This is a genomic window from Catellatospora sp. TT07R-123, from assembly GCF_018327705.1.
Taxonomy (GTDB): Bacteria; Actinomycetota; Actinomycetes; order Mycobacteriales; family Micromonosporaceae; genus Catellatospora.
Map to the genome: position 1 here is coordinate 718,741 of NZ_BNEM01000001.1, position 23,426 is coordinate 742,166.

Genomic DNA, 23,426 nt, shown 5'->3' on the forward strand with positions numbered 1-23,426 from the left:
CCTTCACCTGATGGGGCGCTGCAGCGCCCCGGTCCCGGGCGCGCCGGTGTCCTCGCGGCGGCTGTGCCCGCTCGGGAGCCTTCCCGGCAGACCGCAACAAGTGACCGCCGATGAAGGCGGCGCTCGGATAAGGGCCGTTCATGGCGTCGTGGACAGCCAGGTAAGGAAGTCCACGAGTTCCCGGTTGACTTCGTTGGGGCGTTCCTGCTGGGTCCAGTGGCCGCAGCCGGGTAGGATCAGGGCGCGCCACAGCCGTGGCGCGGCCTGCTCTACGGTGTTCAAGGTGGCCTCGACGCCGCGCAGGCCGACGACCATGTCACGGTCTCCGGCGAGGTAGAGCGCGGGCACCTCGATCCGGCGGCCGCGGAAGGCCGCGAGCAGTTCCCAGTTGCGTTCGATGTTGCGGTACCAGTTGAGGCCGCCGGTGAAGGCTCGGTCGCCGTGGCGGGAGTAGTCGGCCACGAAGGCCGCGATGTCGTCTTCGGTGAGCCAGTTCGGCAGTCGTATCGGGTCAGGCATCACGTCCAGCAGCGTGCCCTGGTCGGGGACGATCCATGGGCGGGGCGGATCGCTGGATGGGCTGTCGCCCGAGGCGCCGGCCAGTAACCGGCGGAACGTGGTCGCCGGGTCTTGGGCCAGCATGGCGTCAGCTACCCCGGGCTGCTGGAAGACGACCTGGTAGTAGCCGTCGCCGAAGCTTTTGCGGGTGACCGACGGCGGAGTCATCCCTGCGGGCAGGACCGGCGGGACGCTCAGGCCCGCCACCGCGCGTACGACGTCCGGGCGCAGCATCGCGGTCACCCAGGCGACCGGGGCGCCCCAGTCGTGGCCGACGAGCACCGCCGTCTGCTCGCCGAGCGCGTCGATGAGCCCGATGACGTCGCCGGCGAGATGGAACAGGCTGTAGGCCTGTACGTCGTCTGGCTGGTCGCTGCGGGCGTATCCACGCTGGTCAGGGGCGACGACTCGGTATCCTGCCGCGGCCAGCGGGCCGAACTGGTGCCGCCACGAGTACCAGCTCTCCGGGAATCCGTGCAGCAGTAGAACCAGCGGGCCCGTTCCCTGCTCGGCGACGTGCAGGTTGACGCCGTTGACCGTGATGTACCTGTGCTGGACGTCGTCCGCCATACGATCCCCTCGAAGTCCGCGTGATCGCGAAGCACGCCATGGCAGGACGAGCCGGCGTATAGCACGGCTCGCATCGGTCGTCATGCGCCGTAGACGCCATGCCGGGGCCGGGACTTCGCACGTCAGGCAACGACTCGACCTGCGCCGACGACGCGACCCAGAGTCCCAGTGCCTGCCCTCTGACCTGCTGCGGGGCCGGCCTGCGGGACAACACGGCCGCCACCGGCGGATTGGCTCTGGCTCCGAAGCGGCGAGGCCAGGCAGGCTGAGCATCGGATGCCGTACGTGAGGAGTGGTTATGCAGGTTGCCGTGGTGACCTTCGACGGGTTCAACGAGCTCGACAGCTTCATAGCTTCCGCGCTGATCAACCGGTGCCGTAAGGACGGCTTGGAGGCTTTCATCACGACGCCGACGCCGGTGGTCACGTCGATGAACGGCGTCGAGGTGAGCGGCCAGCGTGCAGTACGCGAACAATCCGATCGAGGCCGATCACAGCCGCCTCAAACACCGGTTGAGATCGATGCGTGGGTTGCGAACGGAGAAGACGGCACAGATCGTCATCGCCGGGCACGCCTTCATGCAGAACCTACGCCGCGGACACTACGAACTCGCCATCGACATCCCACCCGCCCGGCGGGTCGCCGCTGCATTCGCCGAACTCGCCAAGGCGATCTGACCCACGGACACGACACCGGTTCAACGCGTCCATCGATCCCAGCAATGCAACGGCGCCGGTGCGCCCCGCCGGGAGCGGCACGGCGGGGGCGCACCGGCGGTGGTCAGCAGTTGCGGATGTCGTTGCCGTTGTTGTCCTTTGCCACGTCGTTGCCCCAGCGGGTGAGGTAGTACGCGGACACGTACTGGCGGGCGGGGCCGACGTCGGGGTCGGTGAGCAGCCACCAGTGGTTGTACGAGGAGCCGTTGCGCACTTCCCGGCCCCAGACCCGGCAGTAGACGTAGTTGGTCGCCGCCCACAGGGTGCCGGTCGGGGTGGTGGAGGTCGGCGAGGCGTAGACCGAGGCGTTGGCGAACGTGTCGACCCACACCTTGCTCGGCGGGGGCGTGGTGGTGCCCCCGCCGCCGTAGAGGCGGACAGCGCCGTAGTAGTCGCCGTGGTTGTAGAGGGCGGTCACCCGCACGTACCCGCCGGAGTAGGGTGCCTCGACGATCTGGCCCTGGCCCAGATAGATCGCGACATGGTGGATCGTGCTCGCGGTGCCCCCGAAGAAGACCAGGTCACCGGGCAGCAGCGGAGCGGTGCCCTGACCGGCCGTGAACCGGGCGACCGCCCGCGAGGTCTGGTACTGCTCGCGGCTGGTGCCGGGGATGACGTCGGCTCCGACGGCCAGGTAGTAGGCGTAGCGGACCATGCCCGAGCAGTCGAGTCCGCGCACGTTGCAGTCGTTGGGCGCGCCGTTGGACGGGTCGCAGATGCCGTAGGACGGGCCGGGCGTCGGGCCGTGCCCGCCGCCCCAGGAGTACGGCGTGCCGATCAGGCCGCATGCCCTGGTGACCGCCGCCTGCGCCTGCGAAGCGGCGCCGGAGGAGAGGACACCGCAGGTGGCGGCGGACGCGGGCGGGACCTTGCCGGTGGCGGCCAGGAGGCCGGTGGCCATCGCCACCACCGCGGCCAGGCGCACGGCGGTAGCGATCAGGTGAGCACGAGCCCGCGCGGGAGGGACTGGAACCATGGATACCTCGCAGAGTGAGGAGTAGGGCCTCAAATCAGATCGACCGATCTCTATCGCCCTGCGATGATAGACTTCGATCTATTTGACTTCCATGGCGGGGGTCTTCACTTGTTCGTCCGATGTGGTGTGTGAATCCCATACATCGGCTATCGCGAGCTGGTGGCGGCCCCTGGTGCCGGACCGGCAGGTCGTTCCATCCACGCGGACCGCCGCCAGTCCGTTTCGCGTACGAGGCATCAGCGAGGAAGGGGACTGCGTGACGAACGACCCCGTCGCTCATTCAGTGGTGATGCATGGTGACCCGGCGTGACCCTGATGGCACTACTCGGCGGCATCGGCGGCGGCGTCACCCACGACGCGCTGCTCAATGTGGTGCCGGCCGCGCTGACCAACCCGGCGTACATCACCCTCAGCGTGATCTTCGGATTCATCGGCTACCACCTCGCCTACAACGAGGCGCAACTGTTCCGAGAGGGCTTCTTCCAGTTATTGACGGTGTTCTCGCTGACCTGGTACTCGGTCGCGGCTGCGGAGAAGGCCGCCGCCGAGGCGCTGCCCGCGGTCGGCATCCTGCTGGTGGCAGTCGTCTGCGCGACCGCTGGCCGCCGGGCCTGCCGAGTCGTCACCCACAACCCAAACCTGCTGCTGGGCCGTAACCTGCACGACCGGTCGCACCGCGAACGGCAGGACCTCGGCCTGGCCGTGGAAGCGCAGCCGCCGGCAGCACAGCCCGGGCACGAGTGAGCGATCGGCTATGCGGCTGGGGCCTACCTGGTCCGCGCGGCCGGTGTCGAGATCACCGACGCCCTCGTACGGACGTTCCAGCGTTCACGTTTGCGGCGTGGGCGACGGCGTACGGCGGTGTAACTCCTTGCGTACCTCGCCCTCGACGTACCCCAGCGGTATCTCGGTGGCTGCGAGGCCGCCGTCGATCGGTGTCAACCGGTAGCAAAACCGGCGAATTCCAGCCGACCCGGCGCCACTCCCGCCTAGCCTGGAGCCTGTCGGCACGGCTTAGGGGGGTGCCGTTCATGGCACTACATGCGGGCAGAAGACCAGGCGCCCGGTCCAGACGCCACGCGGGAAACACCGTGGTCTCGGCGGCGAACCCGGCTCCACCACCGGCTCCAGCGAGGCGTGCATGCTCGCCGGAATGGCACTCAAACGACGCTGGGCTGTCAGCCGGGGGCGGACCTCGACGGACAGGCCCAATCTCGTCATGGGCGTCAACGTGCAGGTGTGCTGGGACAAGTTCTGCAACTACTGGGAGGTCGAGCCGCGGCTGGTGCCGATGGACGGCGACCGCTTCCACCTCTCGGCCCAGGAGGCGGTCGCCCGCTGCGACGAGAACACGATCGGTGTCGTCGCGATCCTCGACTCCACGTTCGACGGCAGCTACGAGCCCGTCGCCGAGATCGCGGCGGCGCTCGACGACCTGCAGGAGCGCACCGGCTGGAACATCCCGCTGCATGTCGACGGGGCTTCCGGCGCCATGGTCGCCCCCTTCCTCGACGTCTCCCGGCGGCTGCGCGAGCGGGGCTGGCTGGTCCCCGCGTACACGTTCCCGCAGAACCGCCCCGACCTCGCCGTGCTGCGGATCGTGGTACGAAACGGCTTCTCCCACGACCTCGCCGACCTGCTGCTCGACGACCTCGACCGGCTCCTGCCCGAACTCGCCGCGCAATCCGGGCCGCAGCACAGGCCTGAGGCGGCGTCCGCGTTCCACCACTGACCCGACCACCGACTGGAGGCCTCAATGTGTCGATGGCTCGCCTACTCGGGCTCGCCCGTGCTCCTGGACGACCTGCTCTACAAGCCGAAGCATTCGCTGATCGACCAGAGCCTGCACTCCACCCTCGGCGTGGAGACGACCAACGGCGACGGCTTCGGCGTCGGCTGGTACACGGGGACGGACCCCGGCGTCTTCCACGGCATCGGTCCCGCCTGGAACAACCGCAACCTGCGCAACCTCGCCGCACACATCCAGGCGCCGATCGCGCTAGCCCACATCAGGGCCTCGACCGGTACGCCCGTCCAGGAGAGCAACTGCCACCCGTTCCAGTTCCGGAACTGGCTGTGGATGCACAACGGCTCCATCGCCGCCTTCCCCACCGTCAAACGGGACCTCGTCCTGAAGGTCGACCCGCAGCTGTACCCGTTCATCGAGGGCTCGACCGACTCGGAGCTGATGTTCTTTCTCGCGCTCACCTTCGGGCTGCGCGACGATGCGCCGGGCGCGGTGGCGCGCATGGTCGGATTCGTCGAGAAGACCGGGCGGGAGCACGGGATCGAACACCCGATCCAGATGACGGTCGCCGCCTCGGACGGGATACGGGTGTGGGCGTTCCGCTACTCCTCCATCGGCGACTCCCGCTCGCTCTTCTACAGCACCAACGTCGCCACGCTGCGCGGGCTTCACCCTGACGTCACCGTGCTGCAGCATGTCTCGGACGAGAGCCGGCTCATCGTCTCCGAACCGCTCGGCGACCTACCCGGAGCGTGGAACGCGGTGCCGGAGTCCACCTACGGCGTCATCCAGGCGGGCGCCGACGTCATCACGTCCTTCCGGCCGCAGTGGCCGTGACACGGCCACTGCGGACTGCAGCCGACTGCGCCCAGGTCACCTGCCGTGGCGCACCGGCCCATGAGCACCCCTGGCCGGCTTCGTACGCTTGCATCTCTTACGCGCCGGCCAGCGCTTCGACCTGCGCCCAGACGGCGGCGGTGCGCGACGCTTCCACGACCGGGCGGCGCAGGTGCGCCACGGCCCAGGCTGCCTGCGCCTGCGTGGTGGCCGCCTTGCCGTGCAGTTCGGTCGTACGCGGTGCGCCAGTCGTGGAACCGGACCGCGCCCAGGCCCCGGGCCGGCCCCTGCCGGAACAGGAACTCGTCGTCGGCGGGGTCCTGGCGGGTCGGCACGGGCGCGAAGTCGGCCGGGTGGAACAGGTAGTTCGGCATGAACTTCAGGATCAGCACGAGGTTGACGTGGACGGTGCCCTCGAGCTTCGGCAGGCCGCGGATGTCCTTGGCTGCCTTGTCGAAGTAAGGTGTCGGCCTCGAAGCCCTTCGCGGCGAGCACGTCCCACAGCAGGTCGACGACCCGCTCGCCCTCGGTGGTGACCTTCATCTTGGTCATCGGGTTGAACAGCAGGCAGCGTCGGTCGTCGGGGGCCGCCGAGCGGAAGTGGTCGACGGCGCGGTCCGGAACGCAACCTGTCATGCCGACAGAGGTAGAGTTGAGTCGTTACCCGGGGACTGTCGCATCCGCCGTCGGCGGATGAGCGGTTGAGGATGTCTGCGCTAGCCCGCGAACCGCTGGTCGCGACGACCGTTGCGCGCCCCTGGCGGGGTGTGACCCCGGGCCCTCGGGAGGGGAACATTCATGTGGCCCTCATGGCTCATCGTCACCGTCATCGTCTTGCTCGTGCTGCTGTCGGCCGCGCTCAGCATCCGTGTCGTTAAGCAGTACGAGCAGGGCGTGCTGTTCCGGCTCGGACGTGTCGTCGGCGTTCGCAAGCCCGGCTTGAACCTCATCATCCCGGTTATCGACGTCCTGCGCCGAGTGAGCATGCGCGTCATCACCATGCCCATCCAGTCCCAGGGCATCATCACCCGGGACAACGTGAGCGTCGACGTGTCGGCGGTCGCGTACTTCCGCGTCGCCGATGCGGTCAAGTCGGTGGTGGCGATTGAGAGCGTGCAGGTCGCCATCAACCAGATCGCCCAGACCACCCTGCGCAAAGTCGTCGGTCAGCACACCCTCGACGAGACGCTGGCCGAGACCGACCGCATCAACGTCGGCATCCGCGAGATCCTCGACGGCACCACCGAGGACTGGGGCGTGATCGTGACCCTGGTCGAACTCAAGGACATCCAACTGCCCGACAGCATGAAGCGGGCTATGGCCCGCCAGGCCGAGGCGGAGCGGGAGAAACGAGCAAAGATCATCGGCGCGGAGGGGGAGGTACTGGCCGCCGACGCGCTCGGCGCCGCCGCCGACATCATGATGGCGCACCCGCTCGCCCTGCAGTTACGCAACCTGCAGAGCCTGGTCGAGATCGCCGTCGACAAGAACAGCACCGTCGTCTTCCCGTCTCCGCTGATGAGTACGATCGGCGAACTCGGCACCTTCCTCGCACGGGAGGCCGCAGCAGCGAGGATCCCGCCTCCGGCGCCGACAGCGCCGCCACCGGTAGCCGCTGCCGGAAGACCGGCCACGCCGTCCCCCACGGCCTACCAGGCAGCCATGGCCGGCACACCGCGACAGGCGCCGGACGCAGCCGGGACGCCTCACTGATTCCTGCTCTCGGGCCTACGCCAGCAGAGGCACGGACGTTGAGCTTCGCCATACTCGCGCTGATCTCGATCGCGGCCGTTCTCGGCCCGCTTGTCGCGCTGCGCCGAAACTGGCGCCTCCCCGTCGTCCTGGGTGAACTCCTCGCCGGGATGGCCCTCGGCACCAGCGGCGTCGGCCTGCTCGATCCGCGGGATCCGACGTTCGCCTTCCTGGCCGACATCGGCTTCGCACTGGTCATGTTCGTGGCAGGCTCACACGTGCCGGTGCGTGAACTGCGCCTGCACGGCACCCTGCGGGTCGGGCTCATGCGCGCCGCCGCGGTGGGCGCCCTCGCCGTGGTGGCCGCGTACGTGGTGGCGCGGTCCTTCGGCACCGGTCACGCCGGCTTGTACGCGGTGCTGATGGCATCGTCGTCGGCGGCGTTCGTCCTACCCGTCGTCTCGGACCTGAAACTGTGCGGAACGCCGGTGCTGCAAATGCTGCCGCAGGTCGCCGTCGCCGACACCGCATGCATCGTACTGCTGCCGCTGGCAGTCGACCCCGCACAGGCCGGCAGCGCGGGGCTGGGCCTGGTCGTGGTGAGCGGATGCGCCACCGCGCTCTACCTGATCCTGCGCCGGCTCGAGGAATCCGGCCTGCGCGCACGGGCGCACCGGGTGTCGCAGGAGCGCAAATTCGCCATCGAGCTGCGGACCAGCCTGGCGATCCTGTTCACCCTGGCGGCGCTGGCCGTGCACGCGCACGTCTCAGTCATGCTCGCCGGCTTCGCCTTCGGACTGGTGGTCGCCGCGATCGGCGAGCCCCGACGGCTGGCCCGGCAGCTGTTCGCTGTCGCCGACGGCTTCCTGGGCCCGCTGTTCTTCGTCTGGCTCGGCGCCTCGATCGGCATGGGCGACCTGCTCCGGCACCCTTCGATGATCCTGCTCGGCGTGGCACTCGGCGCCGGCGCGGCCGCGACGCACCTGGCCATGCGCACTCTCGGCCAACCCGTCGCCTTCGCCGGACTGGCCGCGGCCCAGCTGGGCGTGCCCATGGCGGCGGCGACCATCGGAGAACAGCGCCACCTGCTGTGCGCCGGCGAGCCCGCAGCACTACTCCTCGCCGCCGTGATAACGATCGCGGTGGCGCTGGTATGCGCACGATCGGCTGTTCGCGCGGGCTTCGCCTGAAGGAGCCGCCAGCCGGCGGGGTCCATCGTCCCAGCGCCCTGGCGAGCGTCAAGGCTCTGCGGGCCGCTGCGCTCCTTGATGCCCGCTTGCGGACGCTGGGCGATCTGGACCCGTCCCGCTCCCACACGGGACCGCGAATAGCCCAGTCGCCTCGGTGGTGTCGATGTGCCTGTAGAATCGGTGTGCGTGTAGGTTGGTGCGCGTTGCCTGGGTTGCCATCGCCGCTGCGGCGGACGCGGCCTCGCATCAGCGAGAGAGGCAGGTCGGGGTGAGCCTGTCCGAGGACGTACCCAGGTCGGGCGGCGTCGAAGAGCGGTATGACATTGTGGCGCTGGCCGCGTCGGCGGGTGGCATTACCGCGCTGAGCAGGGTTCTCGGGGAATTGCCGGTCGGATTCCCGGTTCCGGTGCTCGTGGTTCAGCACCTGGATCCGCGTCACGCAACGGTCATAGCCGACGTGCTGGGGCGTAGGACGAAGCTGCGGGTGAAGCTCGCCGAGTCCGAGGAGCACATTCAGCCCGGGACGATCTATGTGGCGCCGCCCAACCTCCATCTGCTGGTCGACTCCGCCGGCATGCTGACGCTCACCAACACCGAGTTGGTCCATTTCGTGCGCCCGTCGGCGGATCTGTTGTTCGAGTCGGTCGCCGGCGCGTACGGTCCGCGGGCGATCGCATGCGTGCTGACCGGGACCGGCCGCGATGGCGCGATGGGGGTGGGCGCCGTCAAGTCCCGCGGCGGCACCGTGATCGTGCAGGACCCGACATCGGCGGACTTCGCGGGAATGCCGGACGCCGCCGTCGCCACCGGCCCGGCCGATTTCGTGCTCCCCCTAAGTGAGATCGGAGCCCTCATCCGCGACCTGGTCGGAGTGGGGGCGCGATGACACAGCCACCGTCAGCGGCGGTGGCCGACGACGGACTCGAAGAGTTGTTGATCTTCATCCGCGACGCCCGCGGGTTTGACTTCACCGGCTACAAGAGGTCGTCGCTGGCGCGGCGGATCCGCAAGCGGATGAGCGACGCCGCCGTCAGGAACTTCGCCGACTACCGAGATCTGCTCGAGACCGACGTGGCCGAGTTCCGTGCGCTGTTCAACACGATTCTGATCAATGTCACCAGCTTCTTCCGCGACACCGAATGCTGGACCTACCTGCAGCGCGAGATCCTCCCAGAGCTGATAGCGGCGCGCGGCCCCGACGAGGAGATCCGGGTGTGGAGCGCCGGGTGTTCGAGCGGGGAGGAGCCGTATTCGCTGGCGATCCTGTTCGCGGAGGTGCTCGGCGTCGAGGAGTGCGCCAGGCGGGTGAAGATCTACGGCACGGACGTCGACGCGGATGCCCTGCGCGAGGCGCGCAGCGCCCAGTACTCGGCGAAGTCTCTCGAGCCGTTGTCCCATGAGCTGCGTGACAGATACTTCGAGGCCGATGGTCACCAGTACACGTTCCGCAGCGATCTGCGCCGCCGGGTGATCTTCGGTCGCCACGACATCACCCGCGACGCGCCGATCTCCCGACTGGACCTACTGGTCTGCCGCAACACGCTGATGTATTTCAATATCGAGGCGCAGACCCAGATCATCGACCGGTTCCATTTCGCGCTCGGGGAAGGCTGCCATCTCTTTCTCGGCAAGGCCGAGATGCTGCTGTCCGAGGGCAACCGGTTCGAAGCGGTCAGCATGCGCCAGCGTGTCTTCCGGCGCCGGCCTGGAGCCGCCAGCACGCAGCACTATCCAGCGCCACCGCAGCTGCAGGCGTCCGCCGGACCTGAGCTGCGCGACGCCGGCCGCAGACGCATGCTGCGCGACTTGACTCTGGAGGCGGCTCCCAACGCGATCATCCTGATCGACGCCGACGGAACGATAGCGATGTTCAACGACCAGGCACGGGATATGTTCGCCCTCAGCCCCCCCGATCTGAACAGACCATTTCGCGATCTCGAGTTCTCCTACCGCCCTGTCGAGCTGCGCTCGCTGATGGAAAAGGCCGAACTCGAGCGGCGCCACGTGCGCGTGACCGCCGCCGAGCGCAGGCTGGCCAACGGTGACATCCAGTACATCGACGTTCTTGTCCAGCCGCTCTTCGGCAACGAGGGACGCCCGGCCGGGATGGCGTTGACGTTCGTCGACACGACGACGGCGACCCAGCTGCAAAACGAGGTCCAGCGGGTACGGCAAGACCTCGAGAAGGCATACGAGACGCTCCAGTCGACCAATGAGGAGCTGGAGACCACCAACGAGGAACTCCAGTCCAGCATCGAGGAACTCGAGACCACCAACGAGGAACTGCAGTCGACAAATGAGGAGCTGGAGACCACCAACGAGGAACTCGAGTCCGGCAACGAGGAACTCGAAACCATGAACGAGGAGATGCGCATCCGCACCGCCGAACTCGACGAGGCGCGCAGCTTCCTGGCCGGCGTCCTGGCCGGCATCGTCGACGGCATCGTCGTACTCGACTCGCTGCTGCGGGTACGCAGCTGGAACCGGGGGGCCGAGGAACTGTGGGGCCTGCGTAGCAATGAGGTCACCGACAAGCCCTTTTTCGGCCTCGACTTCGGCCTGGCCGTCGCCGACCTCCGAGCGCTCGTGGACCAGTGCCGTGCGACGAAGCAGCGGACCGGCCCCGCCGAACTCGGGGCGGTCAACCGCATCGGCCGCAGCATCACCTGCTCTGTCACCTGCTCCCCGCTCGAAATCCACGAACAAGGCGAAGGCGTTGTCTTGCTCATGGAGGAGATCCGCCGAGGTTGACAGCCTCGGCCTCGCCGCCGGTAGGTCACCGCCGACGTGGCCGCCTGGCTCGGGACCCACGCGCGCCCGCTGGCAACGCGTACGCTCAACATATGACCGCGTCCGCCGAGGCCAACCGCGCATTGCACAAAGCCCTGGCGCGCGCGGAGGCGGAACGCCAGCGAGCCGAGCGCGCGGCCGACATCGCCGAGCGACACGAAGGGCTATTGCTGACGGACCCGTCGCTGTTGAGGGAGTTCCACCTCAAGATGGCCACGATGCATCGCCAGGTGCAACGCCTGCACGACGCCGCCGCCGCCATGCACACCTCGCACGCCAACCGGCTGCGTGTCCTGACGGACACCCCCGAACGCCACCACACGCTGCCCAGGTTCATGACCAGCGTGGCCGAGGCGGCCAACGCGGACAGCGCCGCGTTGACGCTCTTCGGCCCAGGGCTCGTCGAGACCCTGACGGTTGTCTCGGACAGTACAGCCAAGGCCGCCCAGGACATCGAGTTCACCCTCGGGCAGGGCCCGGCGCGAGACACTGTGGCACAACGCCGCGCTGTCACGGCCGCCGGGAATCGTCTCTGCCATCGCTGGCCGAGCTACGGGCCCGCAGTCCAACGCCTCGGCATCCGCTCCGTGGCCGCGGTGCCGGTGCAACTGACTGGAATGCCGCTCGGAGCACTCACCCTGTTCGATCCGCACCGGCACGACAACCTCGAGGGTCTGCGACTGGTCGCACAGACCGTGGCGACGATGATGTTGCCCGACGATGATCCGAATTGCGCGGATGAGGACGCCGATCCTGGCGCGCTTCTGGCCGAAGCGGATCACCGGGCCGTCGTCCATCAGGCCACGGGCGTCGTGTCCGTCCAGCACGCCACCTCCATCCCCGACGCCCTCGCGCTGATCAGAGCGCGGGCGTTCGCCGAGGACAGACCCATCGAGTCGATCGCATCAGACATTGTCGAACACAGATTGTGGCTGGCTTGACATCCTCCCCGCCCTAAAGGACGGGGATTCCCTTGGTCGCCCTCGGGCGTTCCTGTTTCGCCGACGACTGCCCCGTCCGAGAGGATTCTCGTTGAGGTCTTACGCCGTCTCCGCAGGCTGTCACCGCCAGTCCGGCGGCCAGGATGTTGCGGGCCGCGTTGACGTCGCGGTCGTGCGTACTGCCGCATCGACAGGTCCACTCCCGCACGTCCAGCGGCATCCGTTGTGCGAGCGTGCCGCAGGCCGAGCAGAGTCGGGTGGACGGGAACCAGCGGTCCACGACGATCAGGTCCCGGCCGTGCCAGGCCGTCTTGTACTCCAGCATGGTGCGCAACTGCCGCCAGGCCGCGTCGCTGATGGCGCGGGCCAGGCGGTGGTTCTTGAGAATGTTGCTTACGGCCGAGTATCCACGGAAGGAATCTGATGACGAGCTCACCTCCCGACGTGCCGACGGCGACCGCCACCCGGGAGTCTCATACGTTCCTCATCGCGCTCATGGACACCCTCGGCGCGGACTTCGACGTCGCGGTCTTCGTGCGCACGTTCGTCACCGGCTGCGTCGCGATGCTCGACGTGGGCTCGGCGGGACTGCTGCTCGCCGACCAGGTCGGCACGCTTGAACTCGCGGCCTCCAGCGCGGGGCCGGCCGAGCTCGTGGGCCGCTTCGAAACCGCCCACGGCACCGGTCCGAGCATCGAATGCCATCGGACCGGCCTACCAGTCTCGTGCCCCGCCGTCTCAGATCTCGCCATCCGCTGGCCTAGTCTGGCAGACGTCGTTCGCACGACCGGAACCACAACACTGCATGCGGTCCCGATGCGAGGTCACGACGACACGATCGGGGCTCTGACTCTGCTGAGCAGCGGCCGCAACCCCAGCACCGAAACGCTCCAACTCGCGCGATCGTTGGCCGAGGCGGCGACGATCGGGCTGCTCAACCAACGCACCATCCGCCACCACGAGAACACTTCGGCCCAGCTGCAGGCCGCTCTGACCAGCAGAATCCTGATCGAGCAGGCGAAGGGCATCCTCGCCGGTCGCCTCGGCATCACCATGGACGAGGCGTTTAGCCTGCTGCGCGGCCATGCCCGCAGCAACAACTCGAAGCTGCATGTCGTCGCCCAACGCGTCCTCAGCGGCGGTATGTCAATCCCCGGCCACACCCCGGAGCCCAACCAGCAACGTCTCGGCAGACGGAGCTGACAATCGTCGGCGTGGCGCTGGGAAATCCGGCCCTGTGGTCGGCGTTCCGTTCTCCCCGCTGGGACGAGGATTCCTCGCCGGACTCTCGTCCTCGACGCCTGTCCAGGACGAGAACCGGCGCCGCCTGCCACGCCGCCAACAGGACGCCCGACTCAGCCCGGATCAGTCGGCTCAAGGTATGCGTGGGGGCTGACATCGTCTTCGAACCACTCATAGCCGGCGAAAGGTGATGGAGCTGTCGATAGCCATACAGCCGGGTGATTCAGGTAAAGTTGGGAGGTGGCAATGCCGACCACGACGCACGACGGGATCGATCGGGCGGTCCGTATAGTCGCCGCGGAGCGCCGACGGGCGATGCGCTCCGCTGAGATAGCGGCGCGGCATGAACAACTCGCGACGATCGGCTCACCAGCGTTGCAGCAGTTCCACGCGCACGCGGCGCTCGCCAATCGTCAGATGCAGACACGGCACCTCATCTCGGCTGGCATTCAGGCGTCGCACCTGGCACGCCTGCGTGCACGTGTTCGTGGCGTGATGCTCGCGTCATTTCCAGGCCAGACGCCGTTGCGGGGGCGGGATCGGCTGGCACTTTCCGGCGATGGCCTCGAGGGCGACGACCGCAAAGGTACCTATGATCTCCTCACCGGCCTGCCCAACCGGCTTATGTTCGCTGAGCGGCTGGCCGTCGCGATCGAGCCGGACGAATTGGAGCGGAGGGACGACCCGCAGCGCCGCCTGGCGGTCTGCCTCATCAACCTGGACTACTTCGAGGACGTCAACGACCGGTTTGGCCGCGAGGTCGGCGACCGCCTGCTCGTAGTCCTTGCACGCAGGCTCACCGAGCGCATCCCAGGACGGTTTGTGGCCCGATTGGGCGGTGACGAGTTCGCGGTGTTGCTGGAGGACACGGCAGGTGGTGGTGAGGCGACCGCGTTGGCCGACGTGGTTCTCGCCGCGATCTCCGAACCGATCAGCGCGAACGGCCACGATCTGACGGTCTCGGCCAGCATAGGGGTGGTGGAACGCCCAGCCGCCCGCGCAGACCCAGCCCGGATGGTGCGAGCTGCCGGCACCAGTCTCGGTTGGGCGAAGAGCGAGGGCCGCGGACGCTGGGTCCTCTTCGACAGCGACCGAAACGATGAGGCGATGGCTCGGCGCGCGCTAGCCGCGGCGATGCCGGCAGCCATCGCTCGAGGCGAACTTTATCTCGAGTATCAACCGATCATCTCGCTTGCCGACGGCGTCATCGCTGGGGCCGAAGCACTCGTACGGTGGCGTCACCCGACGCTGGGCCTGCTCAGCCCGGACCAGTTCATCGACCTCGCAGAGGAGAGCGGCACGATCGTGCAGTTGGGCAAGGCAGTCCTGGCCCAAGCATGCGGTGAGGCCGCACGGTGGCGCCAGCTCAGCCCGAACCCGCCGTTCGTGAGCGTGAATGTCACGTCTCGCCAGCTCTACGACTCCGATGTGGTCCGTGAGGTGACCGCCGTACTCGAGGAAACCGGTCTGCCTGCGTCCCGACTCCGGTTGGAAATCACCGAAGGGACGATCGTCCATCCCGACGGCCGGTCGGTCCTCACGCTTCATCGCCTCGTCGATCTGGGTGTGTCCATCGTCATCGACGACTTCGGGACGGGATACAGCAACCTGTCCTACCTGCATCAATTGCCTGCGAGCATGATCAAGATCGATCGCTCTTTCGTGGCCTGCCTCTGCCCTGCAGAAGGGGGCGTCGACGTCACGACTGCCGAGATTCTGGCAGCGATCATCTCACTCGCGCATGTGCTCGGGCTGACCGTCACCGCAGAGGGCGTGGAGGATGCCGTCCAAGCGGAATGGCTGCAATCGGTCGGCTGCGACTCGGCTCAAGGCTGGCACTTCGCTCGGCCTACCGGTCCGGAGGAGATCGAGGCGGTCATCGCCGCAGGCGCCTGAGCGAGACGCCTCGGTGCCGAAGTGGGTGCTGGCCGTGTTCAACCGGATCTGATCGAGCACAACGGTGGATGCGGTGTGGTTGGGGCGAGGCGTTAGGGTAAGCGAGTCGCCCTAGACCCCGGTGGCCGGATTGTGCTGAACGGCACTGATTCGCCTGCCAGGTGAGGGGTCGCCATGACCACGTCAACGCCGTTGAAAACCCTGCGTTCGGCGGGGCCTGGTTGTGCGGCGGAGCGTCCGCAGCAGCGGTCCCTCTACCCTGACGCGTGCCGCCTCAACATCTTCGACCACATGCACGGCCTTCGGGTGCATGACCCCTACCGATGGCTGGAAGACGGCGAAGATCCACAGACGAAGGCATGGTCATCCGAACAGGACGATCTGCTGGCGGCACACAGGCGCACCTGGCCGCTGCGGGAGCTGTTCAGGGCACAGCTGGCCGCCTTGCTGGCGATCGGTGACGTCAGCACGCCGGCCTGTCGGGGTAACCGCAAGTTCTTCTACCGACGCGAGGCTGGTCACGAGCATCGGGCATTTTTGGCCATCGATTCCGGCGATACCGAGCGAATGCTGATCGACCCGATGGCGATCGACCCGACCGGGCGGACGGTCATTGACTTCGCGGAGCCCTGCATCGAGGGCCGGCTCGTCGCCTACGGACTGTCGGTGAATGGCACCGAGGACTCCGAGCTGTATGTGCTCGACGTCGACACTGGCAAGATCATAGATGGCCCCATCGACCGATCCCGGTACACCGACATCGCGTGGCTTCCCGGCGGGGAGGCGTTCTATTACGTACGCCACCTGCCCCTCGATGCGGTTCCGGGCGGTGAGGGCTACCTGCACCGCCGGGTCTACCTGCACCGCGTGAGCGCCGAGCTGACGACGGATGTGCTGATCGCCGGGGCGGACGCGGCACCGGGCCGGTACTTCCACATCACCGTCTCCGCTGACGGGCGGTGGTTGACCCTGATCGACCGGCAGGGCACCGACCCACGCGACAACGTGCGGGTGGCTGACCTGACCGGCGGGTCGATCGAGGAGCCCGCGTTCACGGTGGTGCAGCGGGAGGACGTCGACGCACGCACCACCGTGCATCATCGGGGCGGCCGGGCCTACATCTGGACCAACCGGGATGCGCCCCGCGGCCGGCTGTGCGTCGCCACGCCCGGGCGGCTGGCGTACCCCGACTGGTGCGACCTGGTCCCCGAGGACCCCGAGGCCGTGCTCACCGACTACGCGGTGCTCGATGCCACCCACCTGCCGCGGCCGTTGCTGCTGGTATCGCGCACCCGCCACGCGATCAGCGAGCTCGCCGTGCACGACCTTGCCACCGGGGAGCCCATGAGCACCGTGGCGCTGCCGGGGTTGGGCAGTCTCACCGGGCTCCGCACGACGTCGGCCAACAGCGGCGAAGCCTGGTTCAGCTACTCGGATTTCGCCAACCCGTGGGCGGTCTACCGGTTCGACGCCGCAGACGGCTCCGTCACACCGTCGGCGCGGCCGTCGGGGGATCGCGCGCCCCTCCCGCTGGAGGTACGGCAGGTGACCTATCCGTCCGGTGACGGGACCGAGGTGCGGATGTTCGTGATCGCTGACGAGCATGCTCCCGCCGGGCCAGGTCCTACCATCCTCTACGGCTACGGCGGCTTCAACACGCCCATCAACCCATCGTGGTGGGCGACAATCGCCGCCTGGGTTTCCGCGGGCGGCGTCTTCGCCATGGCGAGCCTGCGAGGGGGCAGCGATGAAGGAGAGAGGTGGCATCGGGCGGGGATGCTCAACTGCAAGCAGAACGTCTTCGACGACTTCAGGGCCGCTGCCGAGTGGCTGATCGGACGCGACGTGACTACTCCCGAACAGCTCTGCGTCATGGGCGGCTCGAACGGTGGACTGCTGGTCGGTGCGGCGCTCACCCAGTTTCCCGAACTCTTCGCGGGCGCCGTCTGCGGAGCTCCACTGCTGGACATGCTGCGCTACGAGCTCTTCGGACTCGGCATGACCTGGACCGGCGAATACGGCACCGTCGCCGACCCGGAGCAGTTCGGCTGGCTGCGGGCATACTCGCCATACCACAACGTGCACGAGGGCATCGACTATCCAGCCGTCCTGTTCACCGTCTTCGACGGCGACACACGCATAGACCCCCTGCACGCGCACAAGATGGCGGCCGCGCTGCAATACGCCACGTCGGGGACCCGGCCGATTCTCGTGCGGCGCGAGAAGGATGTGGGGCACGGGCAACGCGCGGTGACGCGTACCGTCGAACTCTCCGCTGACGAGTTGGCCTTCGCCGCCGCAGCCACAGGCCTGCACGCCACGGGCGGAAGCCGAGCCTCATCCAGCAACTGAACGCTGCTGGCCTCCGATGAGTCTCCGGCTCATACTCCAGGCGGTCGACATCGAGGTATCCGAGCGTCGCCTCGGCCAGCCCCCGCTAGGTTCTGTCTCGCGGATCATTTCGGTCGGGTACGGCGCGTAGCCAGTCCAGGGCCTCGACGAGGTCGAGTGTGGCTTGGTAGTGGCTGGCCAGCTTGTCGAAGCGGGTGGCCAGTCCGCGCCAGTGCTTACGCCGGTTGAACCCGCGTTCTACCTGGTTGCGTTTGCGGTATGCGGCGCGGTCGAAGTTCGGTGGTCTGCCACCGGTTCGGCCGCGCCGCTTCCGGTTGGCGATCTGGTCGTTGGGCTCCGGGATGACCGTGGTGATGTCTCGCGAACGCAGCAGCGCCCGATTGGCCCGAGACGAGTACGCCTTGTCGGCGATGACATGGTCCGGTCGCACGCGTGGGCGGCCGGGTCCGATGCGCGGTCCGTGGATAGCGGCCATCAACGGTTCGAAGGCGGTGAAGTCGCTGACCTGCCCGCCCGTGAGCGCGAAGGCCAGCCGACGACCCCTTGACCCCAGGGACGGGTGACCAAGCTCTACGCACGTCACGCCCGACACAGGACGTGATCCGACACCACTGCGGGGCCGGTCCAGGAACGAGGTGCATAACGTGTGGTCCCCGCCTGGTCCCCTGTGTCCCGGAGTTCGGGCACGACCGCGCGACTTGCGGCAGATCCGGATGGTGGCCTGCGAACTCGGTTGCCGCTCTGGCGGTGCCTGTGGCACGGTGCGGATCCCCGACCCCGCTCCGAGGCCCAGATGACGATCTACTTCTACGGTGCCGACGAGGTTCCGTACGGCTGCTTCTCCAACTTCTCCGGCCACGGCTTCGACCTCGACGGCCACCGGTGGACGACCTCCGAGCACTATTTCCAGGCGCAGAAGTTCTCCGGTACCCGCCACGCCGAACTCATCCGGCGGACGGCGACCCCGCTGCGGGCCGCAGAGTTGGGCCGCGACCGGTCCCGGCCGCTGCGCCGCGACTGGGAACGGGTCAAAGACGACGTGATGCGCCGGGCCGTGACGGCCAAGTTCACCGCCCACGCCGACATCCGAGCCATCCTGTTGAACACCGGCGACGAGGAGATCGTCGAAGACACCAGCACTGACCACTACTGGGGACGCGGCCGCAGTGGCACCGGCAAGAACATGCTCGGACGGATCTTGATGCGTACCCGCACCCAGCTACGCGCCGACCTCACCCAGCACGCCGACACCCAGCGCCGCCGACAGCGGCGACAGCACTGAGCGCAACCATCGCGAACGCGCTGTCCGCGGCAGACGCGGGCGCCAGAGCAGGACTGGTCAACTGCGCGACGCGAATCGGGACGTCGGGCGCGTACTAGCCTGCGATCTTGGATCTTGTCTGCCCTCTGCGGACCGCGGTTCAGCTCCCAACCGGACTGCACTCGGTTGGATAAAGTCGCGCGGTGAGTAGCTTTCCCGCTCAGGCCGCCCGGGTCCGTGACGCCAAGTTGCCGCTGCGACGCCGGTTGCTTGCGTTGCGCGAATGCGTCCTGCACTTCGCGCCGTACGGGTTCCGCGCCACCTGGCATCACCTGGTGGTCAACGCGGGCCTGCCTGTGTACTTGGAGGAAGATGCCGACTCGCTGGTGCGCGCCGTCGACGAACTTGAGGAGGCACGGCAGCTTTGGCTCGCCGAGACGCATGCCTACAAGTCGCGGCGGCTCCAGGAGAAGGCAGCGGGCCGGCGGCAGCCGCGCCGCAGCGAGGGTTGGCATACCTGGCTGGAGTGGTTGGCGTTCTGCCCGGATCCGCAGCTGCACCCACGGGAACGACTCGTGACCGTGGTGCACCGCCTGCTCACCGCGTATCGTTCCGAGGCCACATCTGCGGACGTATGCCCGGCCTGCGAGGCCCCACGTCCGTCGCTGCCGTGCCTGAGCTGCGGCGTCTACTCCTGGAGCCCGGCCGCTTATCCCCGGAATCCGGCAGGCGTCCAGCCTTCCGACACCCCCGGCATCGGGTTGCCTTGGCAACTGATCTGGCATCGTGCGGTACCGAGGGATACAACGGTCGGCGGTGGTGACATCGCCGAACTCAGGGCGGAGTTCACACCAACTAGCCAAGACGGGCTGTTCGGGATATTCCAGCTCTACGTACGTAACGTCGCGGTCGGCGACGCGACAACAACCGCCCTCTATCCCCATTTTCAGGATCTACGGAACCTGTACGACGCAGCCGAGCGGCCCGGCTCGCGGGGACCGGAGCCGCTGATTCTCGGCGACACGTTCGACCACCTAGAAATGACTCTGGAGACCACCAGGCAGGACATGATCTTCGCATTCACCACGCGCCCGGAGTGGGGTGCCCCGCCACCGTGGGCGCCGTGGGCTGGCAGAAGGATGCGTTTACTGGTGCGGCGCTCGGAGGTCATCAACGCGTGGCGCGAGGCAGAACCGCAATTCCGCCAGTTCCTAACCTGGCTGTAGCACCTACCTGGACCAATCACCGCTGGTGCACGAACCACCTCTCGCGCACTCCTCTCGGCAGATCCGGACATGCGGTGTGCCGTCGCCGCTGCGACCCGATCCTTCGTGCGGTGGAAGCCCTGGCCGGCGTCTGCATTACCTGGGTCACTTGACCCCCAGGTATATCAAGGGCCAGCGGTGTACTTGGCAACGTTTGCCGAGGTCGCCAGAAGTATAAAGTGCCCCAGTCAAGGAGTCTGTGATTGCACTATTTCTACGCGGTGTTTGCCCAGCTTAATCGCATGCCCTGCATCATCTCCACCCCGAAGTCCTCCCAAATCGGAATTCATCCGACCGGACTACCGGAGTGCCTTCGGGGCCGTTGTCCCTGCAGCGGGATGGTCGGCGCCGCCGGCCCGGTCGCATTGGTGACCGGTAGCTGACCCGTGACCAGAGCCGCGGCATGGTCAGCGGCCTGGCGTCGGCGGACCGCGTTGACGCGGGTGTAGTAGCGCATGAGCGTTGCCGGGTCGTGGCCCAGACGTTCAGCGACCTCGTGCACGCCGTACCGGACAAACCCCGGCTCGAGTCGTATCCCGGAACGCGCGGAAAGGGCGCGGGAGCCTGTCACTCCCGCGCCCTGACCCGTCAGCGTGCCCCTCGGCCGGCCGTCACGCGGCCTTCACGAAGTACTGTGCGGCCGATCCGTTGCAATCCCAGATCTGCAGTCGCGCGCCGTCCGCTGTCGAGCCTGACGGGGTGTCCAGGCACCTGTTGGAGTTCGGGTTGCGCAACCGGTTACCTTCCTGGACCCAGTTCTGTGCGCCGCTGCCGTTGCAGTCCCAGAGCTGCACCACCGTGCCGTTGGCCGTACCCGCGCCGTTGACGTCGAGGCACCGGCCCAGTGTCCGCAGGGTCTGGCCGTCCCAGCTCCACTGCTGGTCCTGCGAAACAGCAGACCCCTGGCACGTCCACAGCTGCACGGCCGTGCCATTGCCGCCCGTGTCGTTTCCGGCCACGTCCACGCACTTGCCGCCCGGCCCGTTGATCTGCGTCGCGGATCCGCCGGTACCCCCGCCGTCCTGGTAGTAGCGCACGTAGTCGATCAATGCGGTGAGCGGGAACTGGCTCTGCACGGGGTTCTGTCCGGGGTACGTGCCGCCCAGCGCCAGGTTGAAGATGAGGTGGAACGGCTTGCGGAACTCCTCCAGGGTCGCCGGTGTCGTGTCGATCACGTGCGTCTGCGTGCCGTCGACGTACCAGCGGATCTGCGCGGGCGTCCACTCGATCGCGTAGACGTGGAAGGCCGCGGCGTTGTTGACGGCGGGGTTCGCGACGTAGTTGGCGTTCTGGCCCGCTGTCCACGGGAACACGCCGGTCCGCATATCCCAGAAGATGTTGTTCGTGACGGTCGCGTTCGCGTTCGCGTGTTCCATGATGTCGACCTCGCCGCAACTGGCCCAGTTGGTGGGCAGGCGGTCGTAGTAGGTCTGCGCCGGGTTGTAGGCGCTCGTGGACGACTCGTCGCACGAGTCACCGAGCATCCAGAAAGCCGGCCACGAACCGGTGGCGGTCGGGAGCGCCATGCGCGCCTCGATGCGGCCGTACTGGAAGGACTTCTTCGTGTCCGTCGTCATGCGGCACGACGTCTGGTAGAAGTTGCGGCCGTTGACCACGATGGGCGTCGTGAGCCAGTTGGCACGCATCACGAGGTTGCCGCCGGACTGCGAGCAGTTCTCGGGGCGGTACCACTCCCACTCGCCGTTGCCCCAGCCGTCGAAAGTGTTGAGGCCGGGGTTGAGGCCGTTGCCGACGTTATAGTTCCAGTTGGCGCTGCTGGGCGCGCCGGACCCGTTGAACTCGTCGGACCACACGAGGTTCCACGCGGCTTGTGCGGGCTGCTGCTGGACGACCACGCTGCCGACGAGCGCGGTGACGGCCGCGGTGAGGAGGATCATGAGGCGCCGGCCGCGTGACAGCGCTCGGTTCACAGTGCGGCCACGGGGCATGCGGGGTGCGCGTTCTTGTTGAATCTCCACAGCGAATGTGCCCTTCTCGAGCAGGGGCGGAGGTGGTGCGATGGGCGGAAATGCCTGTTCGAGTCCCCCACGTAGCGGCGTGAGAGCGCTCTCACATGGTGACTGACTGGAAACCTTGTTGTCAATAACCTGCCATGCCAAAACAACGAACTCGCACAAGAGATGACAAACACCAACGACGTGAGGCGGCCTCACTACACGATCCTCAACGCGGGTTCGAGGGTGTCGTGATGGGCGAACCACAGCGCGCGCTCTACGGCAACCAATTCGGCTTGACGTTCCCGCTCTTCGAGCACTACGGCGTTCCGCTGTGGATTCCCGAGGTCGGAGGCGCCGTCGACCCGGGCAGTGACGCGCAAGACCTCGTCATCGCTCTACGGTGGCATGAGCAAGGGTGAACGCAACCGAATCAAGATCCGTGTCCGCTCAGCGATGTCCGCCCAGGCAGCGATGGAGGGCAGACTCCTCGGCGGTCGCCCGCCGTACGCTACCGGCTCGTCGATGCCGGACCACACCCGTGGACGCAACCCAAGGCCGCCGATGGCAAACGGCTCCACCGCCTCAAGCCCGACCCGTTGACATCACCCGTAGTCCAGCGGATCTACCGAGAGTTCCTGGGTGGAGCCGGCATCTACGCCATCACCGAAGGTCTGACTCGCGACGGCATCCCGTCACCGTCCGCCACCGACCCTGGACGCAACCCGCATCGCACAGGCGCAGGAAGGACTGGTCGACGACGACACCTTTCAACAGGTACAGACCCACATCTCCGCAGGTGCGCGTCGACCTGATGTCGAGCGCAAGCCTCGGCGCAGCAAGCACAGCTACGCCCTCTGGCTTGCTCTACTGCGGATCGTACGAGCGGCACATGGCGGGAAGCTTCAATAACGGGCGCAACGACTACCGCTGTACGTACGCGGCGGAGTACGCCGGCCCCGAGTGCCTGGCCCACCCGCGCAGTGTCTACCTTCGCGAAGACAAGATCATCGAACTGTTCGGTACACGGGTGGGCCAGGCGTTCTCTCCGAGCAGTCTTCAGAACACCCTGCTGGCCACGGCAGAGTCCCAGCACAATGACCTCGACCAGTACAAAGGTCGGGCGGCACGCGACAAGATCACCGCCTGCAACGCCAAACTCGAACGCTATCGAGTGGCGCTTGAAGTAGGCACCGACCCGGTACTCGTACAGCAGTGGATCGCCGAGACCCAGGCAGCGAAGTCGATCGCGGAGTCCGAACTACGCGCGCTGATTGATGCTGGGCCGTACGCTGCAACGCCAGAGTCGGCACGGCGAAGCGGTGCCCTTCCTGCGCCTGGCCGCCGCCATGTCGGGCGAGGAAGCCGCATCCTGAACGGCCCACCGTCGCTACGGGACTTCCCGGGACGGCGGCATGAGCGGTGAGGTCCGTGGAGA

General features: G+C 67.4%; 20 protein-coding genes and 1 pseudogene. 16 read left to right on the forward strand and 5 right to left on the reverse strand.

The genetic code is table 11. The annotated features are described in order from the left end of the window. Positions 1–138: 138 nt before the first annotated feature. Positions 139–1,128, reverse strand: a complete 990-nt coding sequence (locus Cs7R123_RS02995; protein ID WP_212823243.1) for an alpha/beta fold hydrolase — start codon at positions 1,126–1,128, stop codon at positions 139–141. 458 nt (positions 1,129–1,586) lie between these two features. On the opposite strand from Cs7R123_RS02995, the gene Cs7R123_RS03000 reads away from it, so the two are divergent. Then, the gene (locus Cs7R123_RS03000; protein ID WP_212823244.1) at positions 1,587–1,805 is read left to right on the forward strand and encodes a DDE-type integrase/transposase/recombinase; all 219 of its coding nucleotides are present in this window, start codon (positions 1,587–1,589) and stop codon (positions 1,803–1,805) included. Between the two features lie 103 nt (positions 1,806–1,908). Here the strand turns inward: Cs7R123_RS03000 and Cs7R123_RS03005 are convergent, their stop codons facing one another. Continuing rightward, positions 1,909–2,745: a C40 family peptidase gene (locus Cs7R123_RS03005; protein WP_212823245.1), complete on the reverse strand. Its 837-nt coding sequence runs from the start codon at positions 2,743–2,745 to the stop codon at positions 1,909–1,911. 390 nt (positions 2,746–3,135) lie between these two features. On the opposite strand from Cs7R123_RS03005, the gene Cs7R123_RS03010 reads away from it, so the two are divergent. The 8 genes and pseudogenes from Cs7R123_RS03010 to Cs7R123_RS03045 all read left to right on the forward strand — a co-directional run bounded on the left by Cs7R123_RS03010 (position 3,136) and on the right by Cs7R123_RS03045 (position 12,017). Next, positions 3,136–3,564 carry a TRIC cation channel family protein gene (locus Cs7R123_RS03010; protein WP_244871946.1) on the forward strand — a complete coding sequence of 143 codons (429 nt, stop codon included), beginning with the start codon at positions 3,136–3,138 and terminating at the stop codon, positions 3,562–3,564. A gap of 370 nt (positions 3,565–3,934) precedes the next feature. Next, positions 3,935–4,552, forward strand: a pseudogene (locus Cs7R123_RS03015) (pyridoxal-dependent decarboxylase); the annotation flags it as partial. Positions 4,553–4,576: 24 nt separating this feature from the next. Then, positions 4,577–5,404, forward strand: a complete 828-nt coding sequence (locus Cs7R123_RS03020) for a class II glutamine amidotransferase (RefSeq protein ID WP_212823248.1) — start codon at positions 4,577–4,579, stop codon at positions 5,402–5,404. An 840-nt stretch (positions 5,405–6,244) separates the two neighbouring features. Next, the gene (locus Cs7R123_RS03025; RefSeq protein WP_244871947.1) at positions 6,245–7,117 is read left to right on the forward strand and encodes a slipin family protein; all 873 of its coding nucleotides are present in this window, start codon (positions 6,245–6,247) and stop codon (positions 7,115–7,117) included. 38 nt (positions 7,118–7,155) lie between these two features. Beyond that, a complete protein-coding gene (locus Cs7R123_RS03030; protein WP_212823252.1) occupies positions 7,156–8,286 on the forward strand; it encodes a cation:proton antiporter in 1,131 nt (376 codons plus the stop codon). Between the two features lie 268 nt (positions 8,287–8,554). After that, positions 8,555–9,172 carry a chemotaxis protein CheB gene (locus Cs7R123_RS03035; RefSeq protein ID WP_212823254.1) on the forward strand — a complete coding sequence of 206 codons (618 nt, stop codon included), beginning with the start codon at positions 8,555–8,557 and terminating at the stop codon, positions 9,170–9,172. Between the two features lie 20 nt (positions 9,173–9,192). Continuing rightward, positions 9,193–11,037, forward strand: coding sequence for a CheR family methyltransferase (locus Cs7R123_RS03040; protein ID WP_244871569.1), 1,845 nt, complete (start codon positions 9,193–9,195; stop codon positions 11,035–11,037). A gap of 92 nt (positions 11,038–11,129) precedes the next feature. After that, positions 11,130–12,017: a GAF and ANTAR domain-containing protein gene (locus Cs7R123_RS03045; protein ID WP_212823258.1), complete on the forward strand. Its 888-nt coding sequence runs from the start codon at positions 11,130–11,132 to the stop codon at positions 12,015–12,017. Positions 12,018–12,030: 13 nt separating this feature from the next. On the opposite strand, the gene Cs7R123_RS03050 is transcribed toward Cs7R123_RS03045, so the two are convergent. After that, on the reverse strand, positions 12,031–12,453 hold the full coding sequence (locus Cs7R123_RS03050; protein WP_212823259.1) for an RNA-guided endonuclease TnpB family protein: 423 nt from the start codon (positions 12,451–12,453) through the stop codon (positions 12,031–12,033). Between the two features lie 59 nt (positions 12,454–12,512). Between Cs7R123_RS03050 and Cs7R123_RS03055 the strand changes: the two genes are divergently transcribed. From Cs7R123_RS03055 to Cs7R123_RS03065, 3 genes are all read left to right on the forward strand, one after another. Beyond that, positions 12,513–13,220 carry a GAF and ANTAR domain-containing protein gene (locus tag Cs7R123_RS03055; RefSeq protein WP_212823260.1) on the forward strand — a complete coding sequence of 236 codons (708 nt, stop codon included), beginning with the start codon at positions 12,513–12,515 and terminating at the stop codon, positions 13,218–13,220. Positions 13,221–13,505: 285 nt separating this feature from the next. Next, positions 13,506–15,155, forward strand: coding sequence for a bifunctional diguanylate cyclase/phosphodiesterase (locus Cs7R123_RS03060; RefSeq protein ID WP_244871948.1), 1,650 nt, complete (start codon positions 13,506–13,508; stop codon positions 15,153–15,155). Between the two features lie 174 nt (positions 15,156–15,329). Next, positions 15,330–17,507, forward strand: a complete 2,178-nt coding sequence (locus Cs7R123_RS03065; RefSeq protein WP_212823262.1) for a prolyl oligopeptidase family protein — start codon at positions 15,330–15,332, stop codon at positions 17,505–17,507. Positions 17,508–17,592: 85 nt separating this feature from the next. Here the strand turns inward: Cs7R123_RS03065 and Cs7R123_RS03070 are convergent, their stop codons facing one another. Then, positions 17,593–18,099, reverse strand: a complete 507-nt coding sequence (locus tag Cs7R123_RS03070) for a transposase (protein WP_212823263.1) — start codon at positions 18,097–18,099, stop codon at positions 17,593–17,595. Positions 18,100–18,300: 201 nt separating this feature from the next. On the opposite strand from Cs7R123_RS03070, the gene Cs7R123_RS03075 reads away from it, so the two are divergent. Both Cs7R123_RS03075 and Cs7R123_RS03080 read left to right on the forward strand, forming a co-directional pair. Then, positions 18,301–18,789: an NADAR family protein gene (locus Cs7R123_RS03075; protein WP_212823264.1), complete on the forward strand. Its 489-nt coding sequence runs from the start codon at positions 18,301–18,303 to the stop codon at positions 18,787–18,789. A gap of 182 nt (positions 18,790–18,971) precedes the next feature. Continuing rightward, on the forward strand, positions 18,972–19,994 hold the full coding sequence (locus Cs7R123_RS03080) for a hypothetical protein (RefSeq protein WP_212823266.1): 1,023 nt from the start codon (positions 18,972–18,974) through the stop codon (positions 19,992–19,994). A gap of 650 nt (positions 19,995–20,644) precedes the next feature. Here the strand turns inward: Cs7R123_RS03080 and Cs7R123_RS39920 are convergent. Beyond that, entirely contained in the window at positions 20,645–21,931 is a 1,287-nt protein-coding gene (locus Cs7R123_RS39920; protein WP_244871570.1) for a ricin-type beta-trefoil lectin domain protein, read from the reverse strand. A 311-nt stretch (positions 21,932–22,242) separates the two neighbouring features. Between Cs7R123_RS39920 and Cs7R123_RS39925 the strand changes: the two genes are divergently transcribed. Both Cs7R123_RS39925 and Cs7R123_RS03095 read left to right on the forward strand, forming a co-directional pair. Further along, a complete protein-coding gene (locus Cs7R123_RS39925) occupies positions 22,243–22,410 on the forward strand; it encodes a hypothetical protein (protein ID WP_244871571.1) in 168 nt (55 codons plus the stop codon). A gap of 377 nt (positions 22,411–22,787) precedes the next feature. Next, a complete protein-coding gene (locus Cs7R123_RS03095; RefSeq protein WP_212823268.1) occupies positions 22,788–23,414 on the forward strand; it encodes a zinc ribbon domain-containing protein in 627 nt (208 codons plus the stop codon). Positions 23,415–23,426 lie beyond the last annotated feature (12 nt).

Excerpts from the sequence above, each read along its gene's own strand:
- Cs7R123_RS03060 (WP_244871948.1), top strand. The coding sequence starts at position 13,506 with ATGCCGACCACGACGCACGACGGGATCGATCGGGCGGTCCGTATAGTC.
- Cs7R123_RS03065 (WP_212823262.1), top strand. The coding sequence starts at position 15,330 with ATGACCACGTCAACGCCGTTGAAAACCCTGCGTTCGGCGGGGCCTGGT.
- Cs7R123_RS03045 (WP_212823258.1), top strand. The coding sequence starts at position 11,130 with ATGACCGCGTCCGCCGAGGCCAACCGCGCATTGCACAAAGCCCTGGCG.
- Cs7R123_RS03055 (WP_212823260.1), top strand. The coding sequence starts at position 12,513 with ATGGACACCCTCGGCGCGGACTTCGACGTCGCGGTCTTCGTGCGCACG.
- Cs7R123_RS02995 (WP_212823243.1), bottom strand. The coding sequence starts at position 1,128 with ATGGCGGACGACGTCCAGCACAGGTACATCACGGTCAACGGCGTCAAC.
- Cs7R123_RS39925 (WP_244871571.1), top strand. The coding sequence starts at position 22,243 with ATGGGCGAACCACAGCGCGCGCTCTACGGCAACCAATTCGGCTTGACG.
- Cs7R123_RS39920 (WP_244871570.1), bottom strand. The coding sequence starts at position 21,931 with ATGATCCTCCTCACCGCGGCCGTCACCGCGCTCGTCGGCAGCGTGGTC.
- Cs7R123_RS03010 (WP_244871946.1), top strand. The coding sequence starts at position 3,136 with ATGGCACTACTCGGCGGCATCGGCGGCGGCGTCACCCACGACGCGCTG.
- Cs7R123_RS03075 (WP_212823264.1), top strand. The coding sequence starts at position 18,301 with ATGACGATCTACTTCTACGGTGCCGACGAGGTTCCGTACGGCTGCTTC.
- Cs7R123_RS03005 (WP_212823245.1), bottom strand. The coding sequence starts at position 2,745 with ATGGCCACCGGCCTCCTGGCCGCCACCGGCAAGGTCCCGCCCGCGTCC.
- Cs7R123_RS03020 (WP_212823248.1), top strand. The coding sequence starts at position 4,577 with ATGTGTCGATGGCTCGCCTACTCGGGCTCGCCCGTGCTCCTGGACGAC.